The organism is Microvirga aerophila (assembly GCF_003332305.1).
GTDB classification, from domain to species: domain Bacteria; phylum Pseudomonadota; class Alphaproteobacteria; order Rhizobiales; family Beijerinckiaceae; genus Microvirga; species Microvirga aerophila.
In genome coordinates this window covers 1-16,122 of record NZ_QOIO01000078.1, presented here as the reverse complement: position 1 = coordinate 16,122, position 16,122 = coordinate 1, and the positions used below count along the sequence as shown (strand labels likewise).

General features: G+C 60.8%; 15 protein-coding genes, 1 tRNA gene and 1 pseudogene. 11 read left to right on the top strand and 6 right to left on the bottom strand.

Annotated features, from left to right (window positions below):
- Positions 1-147: 147 nt before the first annotated feature.
- Positions 148-1,272, bottom strand: a pseudogene (locus DRB19_RS26335) (NAD(P)-binding domain-containing protein).
- A 41-nt stretch (positions 1,273-1,313) separates the two neighbouring features.
- Positions 1,314-2,285, bottom strand: coding sequence for a zinc-binding dehydrogenase (locus DRB19_RS26330; RefSeq protein ID WP_114188975.1), 972 nt, complete (start codon positions 2,283-2,285; stop codon positions 1,314-1,316).
- A 255-nt stretch (positions 2,286-2,540) separates the two neighbouring features.
- Here DRB19_RS26330 and DRB19_RS26325 point away from each other — a divergent pair, with 255 nt between their 5' ends.
- Complete coding sequence (locus DRB19_RS26325) at positions 2,541-2,885, top strand: hypothetical protein (protein ID WP_114188974.1); 345 nt, start codon at positions 2,541-2,543, stop codon at positions 2,883-2,885.
- Between the two features lie 21 nt (positions 2,886-2,906).
- Here DRB19_RS26325 and DRB19_RS26320 read toward each other — a convergent pair whose 3' ends face one another.
- The 3 genes from DRB19_RS26320 to DRB19_RS26310 all read right to left on the bottom strand — a co-directional run bounded on the left by DRB19_RS26320 (position 2,907) and on the right by DRB19_RS26310 (position 4,564).
- Positions 2,907-3,389 (bottom strand): GNAT family N-acetyltransferase, encoded by a 483-nt coding sequence (locus DRB19_RS26320; protein ID WP_114188973.1) that lies wholly within the window; start codon positions 3,387-3,389, stop codon positions 2,907-2,909.
- A gap of 29 nt (positions 3,390-3,418) precedes the next feature.
- Positions 3,419-3,904, bottom strand: a complete 486-nt coding sequence (locus DRB19_RS26315) for a GNAT family N-acetyltransferase (RefSeq protein ID WP_162815882.1) — start codon at positions 3,902-3,904, stop codon at positions 3,419-3,421.
- Positions 3,905-4,042: 138 nt separating this feature from the next.
- The gene (locus DRB19_RS26310; protein WP_114188971.1) at positions 4,043-4,564 is read right to left on the bottom strand and encodes a 2'-5' RNA ligase family protein; all 522 of its coding nucleotides are present in this window, start codon (positions 4,562-4,564) and stop codon (positions 4,043-4,045) included.
- A gap of 44 nt (positions 4,565-4,608) precedes the next feature.
- Here DRB19_RS26310 and DRB19_RS26305 point away from each other — a divergent pair, with 44 nt between their 5' ends.
- Both DRB19_RS26305 and DRB19_RS26300 read left to right on the top strand, forming a co-directional pair.
- Positions 4,609-5,403, top strand: coding sequence for a gamma-glutamylcyclotransferase (locus DRB19_RS26305; RefSeq protein ID WP_308494348.1), 795 nt, complete (start codon positions 4,609-4,611; stop codon positions 5,401-5,403).
- 320 nt (positions 5,404-5,723) lie between these two features.
- Complete coding sequence (locus DRB19_RS26300; protein WP_147022636.1) at positions 5,724-6,317, top strand: hypothetical protein; 594 nt, start codon at positions 5,724-5,726, stop codon at positions 6,315-6,317.
- A 222-nt stretch (positions 6,318-6,539) separates the two neighbouring features.
- On the opposite strand, the gene DRB19_RS26295 is transcribed toward DRB19_RS26300, so the two are convergent.
- Positions 6,540-6,629 (bottom strand) — tRNA-Ser (locus tag DRB19_RS26295).
- 551 nt (positions 6,630-7,180) lie between these two features.
- On the opposite strand from DRB19_RS26295, the gene DRB19_RS26285 reads away from it, so the two are divergent.
- The 8 genes from DRB19_RS26285 (at position 7,181) to DRB19_RS26250 (ending at position 15,902) form a co-directional block, all read left to right on the top strand.
- Positions 7,181-8,215 (top strand): septal ring lytic transglycosylase RlpA family protein, encoded by a 1,035-nt coding sequence (locus DRB19_RS26285; RefSeq protein ID WP_373867411.1) that lies wholly within the window; start codon positions 7,181-7,183, stop codon positions 8,213-8,215.
- A 105-nt stretch (positions 8,216-8,320) separates the two neighbouring features.
- Positions 8,321-9,532 carry a D-alanyl-D-alanine carboxypeptidase family protein gene (locus tag DRB19_RS26280; RefSeq protein ID WP_114188967.1) on the top strand — a complete coding sequence of 404 codons (1,212 nt, stop codon included), beginning with the start codon at positions 8,321-8,323 and terminating at the stop codon, positions 9,530-9,532.
- On the top strand, positions 9,532-10,206 hold the full coding sequence (tmk, locus tag DRB19_RS26275) for a dTMP kinase (RefSeq protein ID WP_114188966.1): 675 nt from the start codon (positions 9,532-9,534) through the stop codon (positions 10,204-10,206). The genes DRB19_RS26280 and tmk overlap by 1 nt, the downstream gene beginning before the upstream one ends.
- Complete coding sequence (locus tag DRB19_RS26270; protein WP_114188965.1) at positions 10,196-11,260, top strand: DNA polymerase III subunit delta'; 1,065 nt, start codon at positions 10,196-10,198, stop codon at positions 11,258-11,260. Before tmk ends, DRB19_RS26270 begins: the two co-directional genes overlap by 11 nt.
- 44 nt (positions 11,261-11,304) lie before the next feature.
- Positions 11,305-12,855 carry a methionine--tRNA ligase gene (gene metG / locus DRB19_RS26265; RefSeq protein ID WP_114188964.1) on the top strand — a complete coding sequence of 517 codons (1,551 nt, stop codon included), beginning with the start codon at positions 11,305-11,307 and terminating at the stop codon, positions 12,853-12,855.
- Positions 12,856-12,902: 47 nt separating this feature from the next.
- A complete protein-coding gene (locus DRB19_RS26260) occupies positions 12,903-14,249 on the top strand; it encodes a family 1 glycosylhydrolase (RefSeq protein WP_114188963.1) in 1,347 nt (448 codons plus the stop codon).
- Between the two features lie 58 nt (positions 14,250-14,307).
- On the top strand, positions 14,308-15,108 hold the full coding sequence (locus DRB19_RS26255; protein WP_114188962.1) for a TatD family hydrolase: 801 nt from the start codon (positions 14,308-14,310) through the stop codon (positions 15,106-15,108).
- Positions 15,102-15,902 (top strand): MBL fold metallo-hydrolase, encoded by an 801-nt coding sequence (locus DRB19_RS26250; RefSeq protein WP_114188961.1) that lies wholly within the window; start codon positions 15,102-15,104, stop codon positions 15,900-15,902. Before DRB19_RS26255 ends, DRB19_RS26250 begins: the two co-directional genes overlap by 7 nt.
- Positions 15,903-16,122: the final 220 nt, after the last annotated feature.

The window sequence follows — 16,122 nt, the reverse complement described above, 5'->3', positions numbered from 1 at the left end:
GAAGTAGACTGGATGTCCGCTTCGGCACGGAACAAGAGACACTCCTAAAGTGATGGCAATTTCCTTGTGTGACCCAACTCAGACCTTCCCGCGTGCGCGAAATGGCTGCCGGCCTCGCGGGGCGGGCGGATTCCTGGTGGTCCATCCTCACCCAAGTTCAAGGAACGCCATGAGTGCCTCCACAGCGGCCCGGCCGGCCCGGTTGGCCCCGATGGTGGAGGCGGAGGGGCCGTAGCCTACCAGATGCACCCTCGGGTCCTTCGCGACCTGCGTCGCCAGCCGTCCGGTCATGACGATGCCTCCTCCAGGCTGGCGCAGCATGAGCGGCGCCAAGTGATCGAGGGAACTGCGAAAGCCGGTGCACCAGAGGATCACGTCGGCGCGGAGCGCGGTCCCATCTGACCAACGAACCCCGTCCTCCGTGATCTCGCTGAACATGGGGCGCCGGGTCAGCACCCCGCGTGCCCGCATCGCCGCGACGGCGGGAGTGACGGGGATCCCGGTCACCGAGACAACGGACGCGGGCGGCAAGCCGCGGCGCACCCGGTCCTCCACAATCGCCACGGCGGCGCGCCCGACCTTCTCGTCGAAAGGACCATCCCGGAACTCGGGCTCCCTCCGGGTCACCCAGGTGGTCGTGGTGACGCGCGAGACCTCATCGAGTAACTGGATCGCCGAGATACCAGCCCCCACGACAATGACATGCCGGCCTGAGAATTCGTGGGCGGTGCGGTAATCCTTCGTGTGCAGTTGCCTGCCCTTGAACAGCTCGGCTCCGGGTATGTCGGGAACGTAGGGGCTCTCCCAGGTTCCCGTGGCATTGATGAGCCCGCGTGCGGAGATCTAGATCCGGTCCGTCTCGACCCTGAAGTGATCGTGCCTGTCGCAGACGACCTTCACCGCCACCGGGCGATAGACCGGTAGTTCGAACCGCTTCTCGTAGGCCGCGAAATACTCCGGGACGGCGACGCTCGCCCGCACCTCCGGGCTGTCCGTGCCGATCACCTCGGAAAAGGACATCCCTGGCAGGTCGTGGATGCGGTTGACGGTGCTCAAGGTTAGCGAGGGCCAGCGGTCCTGCCAGGCGCCCCCCGGTCCTGGAGACTGGTCGAGCACTACAAATCCCTTGTGCGGCGCCAATCCCAGCCTCTTGAGATGGTAGGCCGCCGAGAGCCCAGCCTGACCGGCGCCGATGACAACGATCTGGACCTTAAGCGCGACGCCCGGGGCGGCGGCATTTGGTGGCGAAGAAAGTGTTGAGGGGCTGTCCATCGGCACGCAGGCTCGGCTCCTGGTTGCTTCGGCAAGCCTGATCACCGCCCGCGTACGACAACCTTACCCTTACGGCCAGGTTCGTTGCTGGCGCGCACGGCGTCGGCGATCCGATCAAGCGGGAAGGCTGCGTCGACCGGGAGCGTAAGCTTGCCACTGGCAGCCTCGGCGACGACTTCCTCGAGCAGACGGCCGATCACGTCAGGTGCGAGGCGCGGCTTGGCACCCCAGAAACCCCGAATGGTGATCTGTTGGAAGATCGCGACAGACGGCTCGATGCGGATTGGCTGGCCGCTCAGGGCGCCGAAGATGACGATCTCGCCGCCGTCAGCCACCAGGCGAGCAAGTTGCGCGGGGCCATCCCCGCCCACGGAGTCGAGCCCGGCGCGGATCGATCCATCACCGACAAGATCGCGGGCGCGCGCTTCCCAGCCGGGCTGCTCGGTTGACACGACGTTGGTGATGCCGGCGGCGGCAAGTTCGGCGACAGCCGCGTCACGCCGAACAAGGCTGAGCACGTTGACGCTCTTTTCCGTGCCAAAGCGCGACAGAAGGCGTCCGACCGCGCCATTGGCACTGTTCTGCACGAGCCAGTCGCCGCGCTGAAGGCCAAGGTCGGCCAGCACCATCTTGGCGCTGAGTGGCATGGCGATGAGCTGGCAAGCTGTCTCATCATCAATGCCATCGGGCACGGGGCGTGCGTACCTTGCATCGACCAAGTAATAGTCGGCCCAGGTCTGCTGGGCGCCACCGATCACGCGCTGCCCGACTTGGAGGTTCTCGACCCCGGTGCCGAGTTTCTCCACCACGCCGAGCGCCTCCGTACCGCCGATCGCCGGCAGCGGGGGCTTGATGCCATAGGTGCCAGCCACGGTCATCAGGTCATGATTGTGGATGGGGGACAGGATCATCCGGAGCAGCGCCTGCCCCGGCCCGGGCGCTGGCCGCTCACGCTCGGCAAGGGCCAGCACCTCGGCCGGATCGCCGAACCGCTCGAATACAATGCTGTGCATGAGCAATCCCTTTGTCAAAAGAGGTTCTTCAATTAGGTTGGGTGGTCCTGAGGGCAAGATTTGGCACGAGGCTGAAGAAACGCTTCGGTCTGCTCATGAGGCGGCGAGCAGACCTTCATCCCATCTGCTGTTCGTTACTCCATAACCCCGAGCCGACCTTGGCGAACCAGGATGACATACTTTTTACGCGGTCCTGATGACATCATGGGCGTGCCTCTTCATGGAGGGCCACATGCCTGAGCCCGACGATGCAGAATGGCCCCCCATCTGGATGCGCTGGTCGCCGCACCGGCCAATCATCGCCTCTTATTTGAGGGCGATACCATGCGTGTGCTGGAGGTCACCGTCGAGCCGGGTGAGCGCGGGAACCTGCATCACCACCGCTGGCCGAGCCTCATTGTCGTGCTGGCCCGGCCGAACTACCGGAACTTCGACGCAGACGGCAACGAGATCCCTCAGTCGGGCGAAGTTCCTGCCAGTCCCGTGCTGCCGCGGGCCCTACGCCTGCCAACGCAGCGATTGCACGCCATTGAGGTCGCGGCTGACGCGCCGCACAGCTTTCGGGGCATTCGGGTCGAGTTCAAAACGCCCGAGGTATAAGGGCCTACCGGATTTTTGCCCTTAAGAGACGAGTGACGCTTCGCCAGGTTGCCGCTCCATGATGAAGTGGATGTCGGTCTCGTCGATGACCATGAACCCATGGCGCCGGTACAGCGATCCCACCGGGTTCCACTTGAGATACCGAAGCCGAAGCGGCATCCCACGGGCGTCGGCGATAACAAGACAGTGGCTCAGGATCCTCGTTCCCAAACCTTCCCGCTGATAGGCGGGGTGCAGATAGAACTCATCGAGACGCAGATAATCGGCAAGAGCCGTGAGGGCGATGGTGCCAACGGCCTGCCCATTGTGCATGATCCGGGAGAGTGGCGTGTCCCTGAACCGCTGCTCATGGAAGTTTCGCTGAAAGCCCTCGTCCCATCCCCATCGGGGTATGATGTGAGGGCCCATGGCCGCCCGTTTGACCTCAAACGCGAAGTCTATTGCCTCGGACGTTTGAGGAAGCCGGTCAAAGCTGATGTCAGGCGGTAGGTCAGGAATTTCCATCGGTCGACCTTCTGCTGAACGTGGGGGCCTCAACCAAGCCTGAACTCGATCCGGTTGGGCCGGGGACCTGGACGCCCTGTGGCGTAGAAGCCCATCTTCGTCAGTAGCCGGATGGAGGCAGCATTGTCGGGGCGCGTCTCAGCAAAGATCGGACGAGGAGCCAACGCCGGGTCGGCGGCAATCTGATCCAGCGTTCCCCGGAGCGCCTCCAACGCATAGCCCTTGCCCTGGTACTCGACTCCGAGCCAGTAGCCGACCTCGATGGACCCGTCCGGGTGATCGATCACGCCCATGGCGCCGATCAGCGTTCCATCGAAAAGCCGCACCGCGAAGAAGTATTCCTTGGTGTGGTTCTGGCTGGCAATGAGGGCCTGCGCCTTCTCCAGCGGGAAGCTGCCCTCCATGAAAGCCATCCACTGGCTTACAGCCGGGACGTCGCTGATCCTGGCCAACTCGGGGGCGTCCTGGAGTTCCAGTTGGCAGATTGCCAGACGTTTCGTCGTGAACGGCTTCAATAGCGTCCACCCTCCGACTGATCCACTTTGTAGCGTCAAATTTGGACTTGGTCAGGGCCGGAATGAGCGTTCCGCGAACGCCTGTCGGACTGACGCAGACGTTGTTCTCACGTACGAGGCTGCATTCGGTTACCTGGGTCAGTCGAGCGGTTGCTCGGCTATGACGACCACGGGTGCAAAGGAAACATAGTCCACAACATCGAAGACGACCTCGAATGCTGCGATGGGACGTTCGGCAAGCGCTACGGCTTCCGCTTGGTACTTGAGCAGGATCTGCGTTCCCAGCGTGCAGTGGGGAACCCAGGCGCCAGGGCGATAGTGTGGATGACAGAGCTGAGGATCGATGCAGGCATGCACCCTCGCATGGGCGCTGGTCAGATCGGCAGAAGGGGAAGGCTCCGCCCAAAGCACCAGCGGGTCATCGAAGAAGCGCAGCCTCGTGAAGGTGAGGCGGAGCGCCGGCCTTCCTGCGAACGCCTCGCGGAGTACGTCGCTTGCCCGGACCAGAGGAATGTCGTCGTAGACAGCCAAGGTGAGATGGGGTGGGTAGCCCAGGGCCACCATGGAAGGACGGCTCTCGAACTGCGCAACCTCCTGCCACAGCGCCCCGATCGGGTCTGCGGTGTCGTTCCCTGCCTTGAGGCTGATCGCAAAAGCCATGACGGTTTCATATAGCGGAGAGCGGGCGACGATGAGGATTCCGCGTGCGCGACACCGCCTTCGCCTGCGAGTATCATCGAGCAGCGACAGCCCATTGTCAGCAGGGTGATCTGATGCGAAGCCGACACATAGCACTCACGCCGGCGCACGTGGCGCAGGTGCATCGCGTCCTGGAGGATCCCGGCCCCGATCCGACCTGGACCTACCATACGGATGAAGACTATCACGCCCTCGTGCAGGGCCTTCTCGCCTCGCATCCCGGCGCGCCGGACACATGGCTCTTTGCCTATGGCTCCCTGATTTGGAAGCCCGAGCTGGAGCATGTGGAGACGCGGCGGGGCACGGCCCAAGGCTGGCACCGCTCGTTCTGCTTCCGGATCGAGCGGTTCCGCGGCACCCGGGAGCAGCCCGGGCTGATGATGTCGCTCGACCGCGGCGGCCAGTGCCAAGGTGTCGTGTTCAGGCTGCCGACGGACAATCTGGAAGGGCAGCTTGAAAAGCTGGTCAGGCGCGAGATCACGGTCAAGCCGCCCAATAACATTCCGCGCTGGATCACGGTTCAAACGGAGCAAGGTCCGCTACATGCTATTGCCTTCGTGATGAACCGCCACTCGCGCTTCTACACGGGCAGGCTGCCGCCGGAGCAGGTTGCCGACGTACTGGCGAAGGCCTGCGGCCATTGGGGTTCCTGCGCCGAGTATCTCCACAACACAGTGGCGCACCTCGAGGAGCACGGCATCCGTGATCGTAACCTCTGGCGCCTGCAAGCCCTGGTCGCGGAGCGGATTAAGCCCCGTATACCTGATCCGGCAGGCTTCACAGCATCCCAAGGCTCATGAGGCAGAGAGGTTGTCCAGCGGAGGCACAGGCTGCAGCGGCCAGCCTGCTGGGAAGGGCCGCTAATGGCACGAGGCGGACGTTAGCCGAATTTCCGCAGTGGCGGCATCAGCGGACCTTCATTGAGGCTGCTCGACCTCCTAGCCCAATCCAAATCGAACCTCACCCCCATCTTTAACCTTGCTTTTTGAGCATGGCTGCCGAAGGCATGGCGGCGCAGCCTATGTGGCGCTACCACTTCACTGATGCTTTGTAAGACCAACTGTGAGTTTGAGGACCAACTGCGAGTATGAGGGCTGGAACGAGCCTTGGGAGACTAGCTGTGGAAGACGAGAACGAGGTGTCCCAAGAGCTTTTAGTCTACGTTGACCAGCTTCGTCCCTTCCAGGGTGCTCGATCAACCAAGAGGCCCTATCGGGATCGTGACGAATTGGATGATGCCGAGCGAACACTGGAGGCCGCCGGGATTCAGTTCACGGGCCTGCAGTATCGCGGTAATCAGGACCCTCCCGACTGCGAAGCCATCATTGAAGGAGTTCGGTGCGGAATCGAGGTCACCGAGCTGGCTCACGAGCGGGCATTGAGAGCTTCGATAAAGGCCACCAGGGCAAAGGAAGGGTTTGTCCGCTATCACGAATGGACCCGCGAGGAGTTTCTCACGGAGCTTAGGGAGAGGATTGCGGAGAAGGATAGCCCGACAGATCTGAAAGATGGACCATATGAACGCTACCTCCTGGTGATCTGGACGGGCGAAATGCACCTGACCCAGGAAGTGATCCGGGCTTATCTAGATGGCATCACCTTTCCGAGCTCCCTCATCACCGACGCCTTCATCTCACTCGACTACCATCCAGGCTCAGACAATCCATACCCAGCCATACCGTTGGACATTGTTGGGAAAGCTCTGACCGAGTGATCATTACGGCTGCCCATGGCGTGCCGATACGACCGGCCGAAGAGATTCGGACCGACTAACGCTAACCTTAGCCAATGCTGAGCCGTGGGACTGAATGATTCGATCTGGGATCAAATGCCGTCGGAAGACTCCAGGCCTGCGCTGCTGTTAGGGCCTATGTTAGGGCCGGCTTGGCCTTGCCGCAAAATAATCCAGCGATTATAACAGCTTATTCAGAATCGGTGGCGGAGGGGGTGGGATTCGAACCCACGGTACGGTTGCCCGCACGGCGGTTTTCAAGACCGCTGCCTTAAACCACTCGGCCACCCCTCCCGGCCCGACCTGACTTAGCCTGTAAGCGCCTTGTCCCGAACGATGCAAGCGGTCTAAGGCAGCACGCCTATCGTCGTCAACTCATGCACCCGTCATCCAGGATGAGAAGCTGCGATTCTCGAGGCTCCGATGCACAGGGCTTGGGTGCTCCGAGAGGTAATGAGGACGGCCGCCTGTGAAACGTGCCCAGAGGCTTCGATCGTGGTTAACGAGATTTCAGCGATAGGGTGCCGGTTTTGCTTGGGTACTGCTAAGTTACTTTTATACCTGCTGTTTTCGAGCGTTGACCGTGTAAGGACTGAGATTCTCGGCCATCTCCGCGAGCCGACGGCTAGACAAGGCATAAGAAAGAAAATTCTTATCAAACACGCTCAAACCACTGAAAATCCGTTCAAATTTCAATACATTTAACATTGTATCAATTTCACTAGGCTTGGCCATTGACAAGCGCGGCCATTTAAATTTTCTTTAAGACCTGAATAAGCACTTTGGCGGGATCAGGGATAATGCCGACCGCCTCGTAAAAGTGCAGGTGAGGGGAAGCAGGACGGATGCAGGTTAATCGCGCCGGGTCGAAAGCTGGCCTGAAGGAGCGTAAGGCTTCCTTCAATCCTAGGGCTATTATGCGCGTCGCGGGTGTGACGGCTATTGCGCTGACTGCCGCCAACTGCTCCTCGAACGTGCGCGGCGGAATCGACCCCAAGTATGGCGTGGCTCCGAGCCCGAAAGTTGTTGCCGATGGGCAGCCTGTTCCCAAAGGCGGCGGGCGCAATATGGTCGGCAAGCCCTACGTGGTCGCGGGTCGCACCTACCAGCCGAGCGAGAATCCGGGCTACCGGAACGAAGGCCTCGCCTCTTGGTACGGCTCGAATTTCCATGGCCGCATGACCGCGAACGGCGAGGTTTTCGATCGCGACTCGATCGCCGCGGCTCACACAACTATGCCTCTGCCGAGCTATGCCCGCGTCACGAACATGCACAATGGGCACTCGATGATCGTCCGTGTGAATGATCGCGGACCTTTTCATGGCAACCGCATCATCGACGTTTCCGAAAGGGCCGCTCTTGCGCTTGGATTCAAGCGCCAGGGAACGGCTAAGGTACGTGTCGAGTATGTCGGGCGGGCCTCAACCAATGGCAGCGACGACAGGATCCTGCTGGCGAGCCTCAGGACGGACGGTCAGCCGGCATCCCTGACAAACACCGCACCGACCATGATCGCTCAAGCGACCCCGTGGCCGAATGCGGTTCGCGAAACCATCGCGATCCGCAGTTATGAGCCTGAGGACGAGGCCGAGGAAATCCCAGCTCCGAGCCGTGCGCCGCTCAACACTGCTGCAGCGCAGCTAGGGGCGACCCCATCTGCTGGGTATGTGCCTCTCCCGCCTGAGCGGCCTTTCGATCTGGGCACCATTCCAAGCGCCGCCACTCCGGTTCCGGTCGCTAATTCCGCATCCCCGGCTAGGCCGTTTTCACGGCCTGTCGTCGCGGGTCTCTCTTACGCCCCGGGGGATAAGGCATCGACGGGCTTCCAGAAGAGCAGTGCGTTCAGCGCTCTGGATCAGTCAAAGTTCGTCCTGCGTTAGCCCTCAATCCGACACTTTTCTCGACTTTGCGTAGCGTAAGATTGATTTGCTCTTGACGCGCTACAGATTCCGACTCTCCTACAGGAGAGATCGGAAAAACTTGCTATGCGTCACTTTATAAGGGCCCCCAAACCAGCGGCGTTGGGCTTTCTCTTCGCTACCTTATCCCTCCTGCTGGGCCTTTCTGGTCCGGCTTTGGCTCAAGCTTTCCAAACATCCGCCCCGACCGCCATTTTGATGGATGCGGACAGCCATGCCGTGCTGTTCGAGAAGAATGCGGACGAGTTGGTGGCACCCGCTAGCATGGCCAAGACCATGACGGCCGAAATCGTCTTCAATGAGCTGAAGAACGGCCGCCTGAACATGGACAACGAATTCACAGTGTCTGAAAACGCCTGGCGCAAGGGCGGCGCAGGCTCTGGCGGTTCGGCCATGTTCGCGAGAGTGAACACGCCTATCCGTTTGGAAGACCTGCTGCGCGGCCTCATCGTCCAATCTGGGAATGATGCCGCCATCGCAATTGCGGAGGGAATTGCCGGCACCGAGGAAAACTTTGCTCGAATGATGAATGAGCGGGCCCGCCAGATAGGGCTGACCAAGTCCACTTTTCGAAATGCGACCGGGTATGGCGATCCCGACCAGAAGGTGACCGTCCGGGACTTGGCGAAGCTCGCACTTCACATCATCGAAACGTATCCTGACTACTACAAGATATTCGGCGAGCGTGAATTCACCTGGAACAAGATCCGGCAGCAGAATCGCAATCCATTGCTGTCTATGGAAATTGGCGCAGATGGATTGAAGACCGGGAACATCGATGAATCCGGGTACGGGCTGATCGGGTCCGCGGTTCAGAACGGCCAAAGGCTGATCGTTGTGGTCAACGGCCTCAAGACCGCCAAGGACAGAGCTAACGAATCGCGCAAGCTCCTGGATTGGGGCTTCCGAGCCTTTGAGGCGCGGCAACTGTTTGCGGAAAACCAAGTAGTTGGGGAAGCTCAGGTCTTCGGTGGAGACCGGCGATCGGTTCCGCTTGTCTCCAAGAAGCCGATTCGTGTACTGGTGAATCGCGGAGACAGCGAGCGGGTCTCCGCACGCATCGTCTATAATGGTCCGCTGAAGGCGCCGATCCAGAAGGGCACCGAAGTGGCCCGGATCAGGGTGGACCGAGGCGAAACCCAGGCCCTCGAAATGCCCCTTTATGCCGACGAGGACGTCCAGGTGGGAACACTCAGCCAACGTGCATTGGACGGACTGCTGGAGTTCAGCACCGGCTGGGTGCGAAAAGCCTTCACGTCCGTCGTCGACAGAATTTAATGGCCGGGAGCTTCATTACATTCGAGGGCGGGGAGGGCGCAGGGAAGTCGACCCAGATCGAGCGACTCAAGAGCCGCTTGGAGCGGTTGTCCCATCCGGTGCTCGTGACCAGGGAGCCCGGCGGATCTCCTCGCGCTGAGCAGATAAGGTCCTTCATCCTGGAAGGTCAGGCCAAACAGTTCGGCCCCTTTGCGGAGGCTCTTCTGTTTGCCGCTGCCCGCATCGACCACTTGGACAAAACAATCGAGCCTGCACTCAGACGGGGAACCCACGTCCTGAGCGACCGCTTTGCCGACTCGACAAGGGCCTATCAGGGATCCCTGGGCAACGTCGATTCCGGCTTGATCGACGGCCTTGAGAGGGTAGCCCTGAAAGGAACCCGGCCCGACTTGACCTTTATCCTGGACCTGCCTGCCGAAGTGGGCCTCTCCCGTGCGGGGCAGAGGCGCGCGAGCAAAGGGGAGGGGGTCGACCGGTTCGAGCAGGAGGATCTTTCCTTCCATCAATCCCTGCGCCAAGCGTTTCTGGCGATCGCAAGGTCATCACCGCGCCGATGCGCCGTCATCAATGCGGACCGGTCAGCCGACGAGGTCGAGGAGGCCGTGTGGGCGATCATCGGGGAGCGCCTTCCAAGACTGACCACGAATCCCGCGAGGCCTCTTGATGTCGCGTGAGCGCGAGGGCCCTTCCGATCCCGATCAACTCGAGGGCGCCTTGCACCCCAGGGAGCAGCTTGCCTTCTTCGGCCATAGGGAAGGCGAGGGGGCTTTCATCGAAGGCCTTCGCAACGCTCGCCTTCACCATGCCTGGCTCATCGGTGGCCCGCAGGGAATAGGCAAGTCCACCTTGGCCTATCGGGTCGCCCGCACTCTTCTCGATCCGCGCCGAAGCAACGATCCGGGTCTGAGCAGTCTGTCCATGGCTCCCGACGCGGCGGTCGCCCGGCAGGTTGCGGCTATGTCCCATCCCAATCTCTCGGTCCTCCGGCGCACGCCGGCCACTGACAAGAAGGCATCCTCCAGCACGATTCCGGTCGAAGCCGTACGCAAGGCGCTGGCAATGTTCGGCTCGACATCCGCGGATGGCGGATACCGGGTCTGCATCGTGGACAGCGCGGAAGATCTCACCATCTCAAGCGCCAATGCGCTTCTCAAAGTTATTGAGGAGCCTCCGCCGCGCTCTGTATTTCTGATCGTCAGCCACGCTCCACAGCGGGTTCTCCCCACGATCAGCTCCCGTTGCCGGCGGCTCCAATTACGCCCTCTTGAGGACACGGACATCAGGTCCATCATAGGGACCCTCGGTTCCCCTTGGACCGAGGCGCCAGAACATGTCGTGGAGCAGGCTCTCCGGCATGGCGAAGGCTCCGCACGCCGCACGCTGGAGTTACTCGACGCGGACAAGGTGACTTTCATCGAGCAGATCACAAGGCTTCTCGACGGTCTGCCGAAACCCGACGCCAAGCAAATCTACGCTTTAGCGGAAGCCCTTGCGAAGCGCGATGCGGACGATAGCTACGAGCTGACGCTGGAAACGGTCCAAAGCTGGGTCTCGAAACGTCTTAACGAGCAGGCAGGGCTAGGCTCGTCGCGCCTTGCACCTTTGGTGGAGGTATGTGAGAAGATCGGCCGTTCGGCGCGCGAGATCGACGTGTTCAACCTCGACCGCCGGCCCTTCATCCTGGCGATGTTCGACGATCTTGCCGACGCGGTTCGGCGAGCGGCCTGAGCCAGGCGATCCGGCAGGAATTTGACGAGTTAAAGGTTTCCCTCATGGCCGATAAACAGAAATTCTATATCACCACGGCCATCTCGTACCCGAACGGAGCCCCCCATATCGGGCACGCCTACGAGATCGTGGCGTCCGATGCGATTGCGCGTTTCAAGCGCATCGACGGCTATGACGTGTTCTTCATGACGGGTACGGACGAGCACGGCCTGAAGATCCAGCAGACCGCCGATCGGAGTGGCACGTCTCCCAAGGCTTTCGTGGACCAGATGGCGGAAAAGTTCCGTGCCATGGCCGATCGCCTTGACTGTTCCTACGACCGGTTCATCCGTACGACCGACGCTGATCACCTGCCATCAACCCACGAACTTTGGCGCCGGATGCAGGAGAGGGGGGATATTTACCTCTCCAAGTATTCAGGCTGGTACTCGGTTCGGGACGAGGCGTATTACGACGAGAGCGAACTCACCAAGCAGCCGGACGGGAGCTGGCGCGCCCCGACGGGCACGCCTGTGGAGTGGATCGAGGAGGAAAGCTACTTCTTCCGCCTGTCCGCCTACCAGGACCGCCTGCTCGACCACTACGCGGCCAATCCCGATTTCATAAGCCCCGGAACCCGCCGCAACGAGATCGTCAGCTTCGTTAAATCCGGCCTTCAGGACTTGTCGATCAGCCGCACGACCTTCAACTGGGGCCTGCCGGTGCCAGGGGATCCGAAGCACGTCATGTATGTGTGGATCGATGCCCTCAACAATTACGTGACCGGTTGCGGCTTCCCGGACGAGAGCAATCCCCGGTGGCGCTATTGGCCGGCGGAGGTTCATATCATCGGCAAGGACATCGTCCGCTTCCACACAGTCTACTGGCCGGCTTTCCTCATGTCGGCAGGCCTGCCCCTGCCGAAGCAGGTTTTCGGCCATGGCTTCCTGTTCAACCGCGGCGAGAAGATGTCGAAGTCTGTCGGCAATGTGATTGATCCGTTCGATCTCGCCGACACCTACGGCGTCGATCAGCTGCGCTATTTCTTTATGCGGGAAGTGCCGTTCGGCCAGGACGGCAACTACTCGCATGAGGCCATTGTCAACCGCATCAACGCCGATCTGGCGAACGATCTGGGCAACCTGGCGCAGCGCTCCCTTTCGATGGTGGCGAAGAACTGCGAGGCCTCGGTGCCGTCTCCGGGCGAGTTCACCCAGGCGGACCAGGACATGCTCTGGCTGGCCGATGGCCTTCCGGCAAAGGCGAGGGCGGCTTTGAAGGACTATGCCCTCCATACGGCGCTGGCCGAGATCTGGTCGGTTGTTGCCGAGGCCAACCGGTACTTCGCCTCCCAGGAGCCGTGGACCCTGCGGAAGACTGACCCGGCCAGAATGGCGACCGTTCTCTACGTAACGGCCGAAGTCCTGCGAGCGGTCGGCATCCTGGCACAGCCCTTCGTGCCGACGGCGGCCTCCAAGCTCCTTGATTTATTGGCGATCCCCCCGGAAGGGCGCTTGATTTCAGCTGTCGGACCAGAGAACCGCCTGAAGGCAGGCGCGGGCCTGCCGCAACCCGCGCCGATCTTCCCGCGTTACGTTGAGGCGGAAGAACAGTGAGGCTTCCGCTTTGACGGGCCGTTCGGGCCTTGAGCGGAAGTTTCAGGATGTTCACTACGTTTATGTTCGCAACCGGGATCGAGAACAGCATCCCGACCATCAATAACGGCCGCACACGCATCGATCAGATGGAGAAGTGCGGCCATTACAAGCACTGGAGGACAGACTTCGAGCTTCTGAAGGAGCTTGATCTTCAGGTCCTGCGCTATGGCCCGCCCCTTCACACAACCTTCGTAGGCCCTGGCCGCTACGACTGGTCGTTCGCGGATCTGACCCTCTGCGAGCTGGAGCGCCTCAACGTCATCCCAATTATCGATCTATGTCATTTCGGCGTTCCAGACTGGATCGGAAACTTCCAAAACCCTGATTTTCCTGAACTTTTCGCGACCTATGCGGAAGCCTTCGCCGAACGCTATCCGTGGGTGCAGCTCTATACGCCCATCAACGAGATGTTCATCTGCGCCACGTTCTCAGCTGCCTATGGCTGGTGGAACGAGCAGCTTTCGAGCGATACAGCCTTTATCACGGCCCTCAAGCATCTCGTGAAGGCGAACGTCCTGGCGATGGAGAGGATCCTGAAGGTTCGGCCTGATGCGATCTTCGTCCAAAGCGAGTCCTCGGAGTATTTCCACGCGGAGAATCCATCGGCCATCAAGCCAGCCGAAATCATGAACGCCAGGCGGTTCCTGTCACTTGATCTGAACTATGGCCGCCGCGTCGATTCCGAGATGTACGAGTTCCTCATGGACAACGGCATGACCCGGGACGAATACCATTTCTTCCTCACCCGGTCGTCGCTCCGCCATCATTGCATCATGGGAAATGACTACTACGTCACGAACGAGCACCGGGTGAGGGCGGACGGATCGACTACCGCGGCCGGTGATGTCTTCGGATATGATGAGATCACCCGGCAATATTACGACCGGTATAGGCTCCCGGTGATGCACACCGAGACCAATCTCATGGAAGGCCCCAACGGCGATGAGGCGGTCAATTGGCTCTGGAAGCAATGGGCGAACGTCCTGCGGGTCCGCAATACCGGCGTGCCGATAGTCGGCTTCACATGGTATTCACTCACGGATCAGGTGGACTGGGATGTGGCTCTGCGCGAGGAAAACAACCGGGTGACGCCTGTTGGTCTCTACGACCTGGATAGGAACATTCGCCCGGTGGGCCGCTGCTACAAGCAGTTGATCGACGATTGGTGCGATGTGCTCCCGGCCCAAAGCGTGTGCCTGACGGTGCCTGTCTCCCGACCCCAGGATTACGATGAAGCCCCTGTTAGACGTCACCGGGAGAGAATGCGCCGGATGCGCAAGCAGGAGACCAAGGAAGACTCACGGCATGCAGAAGCGAAACCGTCGCGTCCCTCGGTAGACGAAGTGGCCTGATCGGCTCTATGGGTGGAGCGCTTTGCCGAGGCCTCGGTAGAGGAGGGCGTCTTCCAACATGCTGATCGACAGTCATTGCCATCTCGATTTTCCGGAACTTCAAACCCGCCTGCCTCAGGTCCTGGCTGCCGCCTCAGCGGCTGGCATCGGCCGGATGGTGTCGATTTCCACTCATGTTTCGCGTTTCGAAACGTATCGGTCTCTCGCAGAGGCCCATGAGAGCATTTTCTTCACGGTCGGAACGCATCCCCACAACGCGGCCCTCGAGCCGGACATTCCTGCAGGACGCCTCGTCGAACTCTCGGTCCATCCTCGGTGCGTCGCGATCGGCGAATCCGGGCTCGACTATCACTACGACAAGAGCCCCAGAGACGTGCAGCAGCGTGTCTTCCGCACGCATATCGCCGCCTCCCGTGAAACCGGCCTCCCGCTGGTCATTCATGCCCGTAACGCCGACGACGACATGATCCAGATTCTCACCGAGGAGATGGGGCGAGGGCGCTTTGGCGCCGTTCTTCACTGCTTCTCATCCGGAGAGAAACTAGCTGAGGTCGGCGTCGAGCTTGGCCTTTACGTGTCGTTTTCCGGAATCTTGACCTTCAAGAACTCGGAGCATATCCGCCGGATTGCTGCCCTTGTGCCCCAGGACCGTCTCCTGGTCGAAACGGATGCGCCCTATCTTGCCCCAGTGCCACATCGCGGCAAAACGAATGAGCCAGCCTATGTGGCCCATACCGCCCAGACACTGGCGGACGTCGTGAGAGTCAGCGCCTCCGAGATTGCGAGGATCACCAGCGAGAACTTCTACCGTCTGTTCTCGAAGGCTGCAGACGCGGATAGGCTGGCAGCAGCATCATGACGGTGCGACTGACGATCCTTGGCTGCGGGTCCTCGGGCGGCGTGCCGCGTGTCGGCGCCGGCTGGGGCGCGTGCGACCCAGAGAACCCCAAGAACCGCCGCCGGAGGTGTTCCGTGCTGGTCGAGCGAATTACGAATGGCGGAACGACGGGGGTGCTGGTCGACACTTCGCCGGACCTTAGGGAGCAGCTTCTAGACGCGGAAGTCAGTCGTCTCGACGCGGTTCTGTTCACCCATGAGCACGCCGACCATACCCATGGGATCGACGACCTCCGGCCGCTCGCTATCGCCATGCGAAAGAGGATACCTGTCTATGCCGATCGGATCACGAGCGAACTGCTGATGATGCGGTTCGGCTATTGCTTCGAGACGCCGCCAGGGAGCGGCTATCCGCCTATACTCGAGGGCCACCGCCTTCGGCTGGATGCCGAAACGCTCATCCCAGGGCCGGGCGGCTCGATTGAAGCGAAGCCTTTCAGGATGATCCACGGGGATATCGACGCGTTCGGCTACCGTTTCGGCAAGATAGCCTACGCGCCGGATGTGAGCGAGATGCCCGAGGCTAGCATGACCAGCCTGGAAGGGCTCGACGTGCTGGTCCTGGACGCCTTGCGCTATACACCACACCCGACCCATTTCTCGGTGTCGGAGGCGCTGGAGCTTATCGAGCGGGTCAAGCCAAAGCGGGCCGTACTGACCAACCTGCACACGGACCTCGATTACGACACGCTGCGCCGCGAGCTGCCGCCGCATATCGAGCCTGCCTATGACGGCATGCAGATCCAGGCCGAGTGAAGGATGGCGAAGACAAAAGCGATGTTCGTCCACCAGCACGCACAGGCCGATTTTTATAGGCCTTGGCTCTGAGGAGCATATCGGCCCCGGCGGGGATCGTTTTAAGTTCCATAATATATCTTATGCGAATTCGATATGTCGGTGGGTGGATTCTATTCTGAAGTGCGAATTCCGTTACAAACAAGGGATTTACACTCGGAGGCTGAATGACCCTGCCCTA

What these genes read in the sequence shown, in the direction of transcription:
- DRB19_RS26330 (WP_114188975.1), bottom strand. Translation starts at nt 2,285, where the DNA reads ATGCACAGCATTGTATTCGAGCGGTTCGGCGATCCGGCCGAGGTGCTG.
- DRB19_RS26310 (WP_114188971.1), bottom strand. Translation starts at nt 4,564, where the DNA reads ATGGCTTTTGCGATCAGCCTCAAGGCAGGGAACGACACCGCAGACCCG.
- DRB19_RS26320 (WP_114188973.1), bottom strand. Translation starts at nt 3,389, where the DNA reads ATGGAAATTCCTGACCTACCGCCTGACATCAGCTTTGACCGGCTTCCT.
- tmk (WP_114188966.1), top strand. Translation starts at nt 9,532, where the DNA reads ATGGCCGGGAGCTTCATTACATTCGAGGGCGGGGAGGGCGCAGGGAAG.
- DRB19_RS26280 (WP_114188967.1), top strand. Translation starts at nt 8,321, where the DNA reads ATGCGTCACTTTATAAGGGCCCCCAAACCAGCGGCGTTGGGCTTTCTC.
- DRB19_RS26285 (WP_373867411.1), top strand. Translation starts at nt 7,181, where the DNA reads ATGCAGGTTAATCGCGCCGGGTCGAAAGCTGGCCTGAAGGAGCGTAAG.
- DRB19_RS26260 (WP_114188963.1), top strand. Translation starts at nt 12,903, where the DNA reads ATGTTCACTACGTTTATGTTCGCAACCGGGATCGAGAACAGCATCCCG.
- DRB19_RS26325 (WP_114188974.1), top strand. Translation starts at nt 2,541, where the DNA reads ATGGCCCCCCATCTGGATGCGCTGGTCGCCGCACCGGCCAATCATCGC.
- DRB19_RS26255 (WP_114188962.1), top strand. Translation starts at nt 14,308, where the DNA reads ATGCTGATCGACAGTCATTGCCATCTCGATTTTCCGGAACTTCAAACC.
- DRB19_RS26270 (WP_114188965.1), top strand. Translation starts at nt 10,196, where the DNA reads ATGTCGCGTGAGCGCGAGGGCCCTTCCGATCCCGATCAACTCGAGGGC.
- metG (WP_114188964.1), top strand. Translation starts at nt 11,305, where the DNA reads ATGGCCGATAAACAGAAATTCTATATCACCACGGCCATCTCGTACCCG.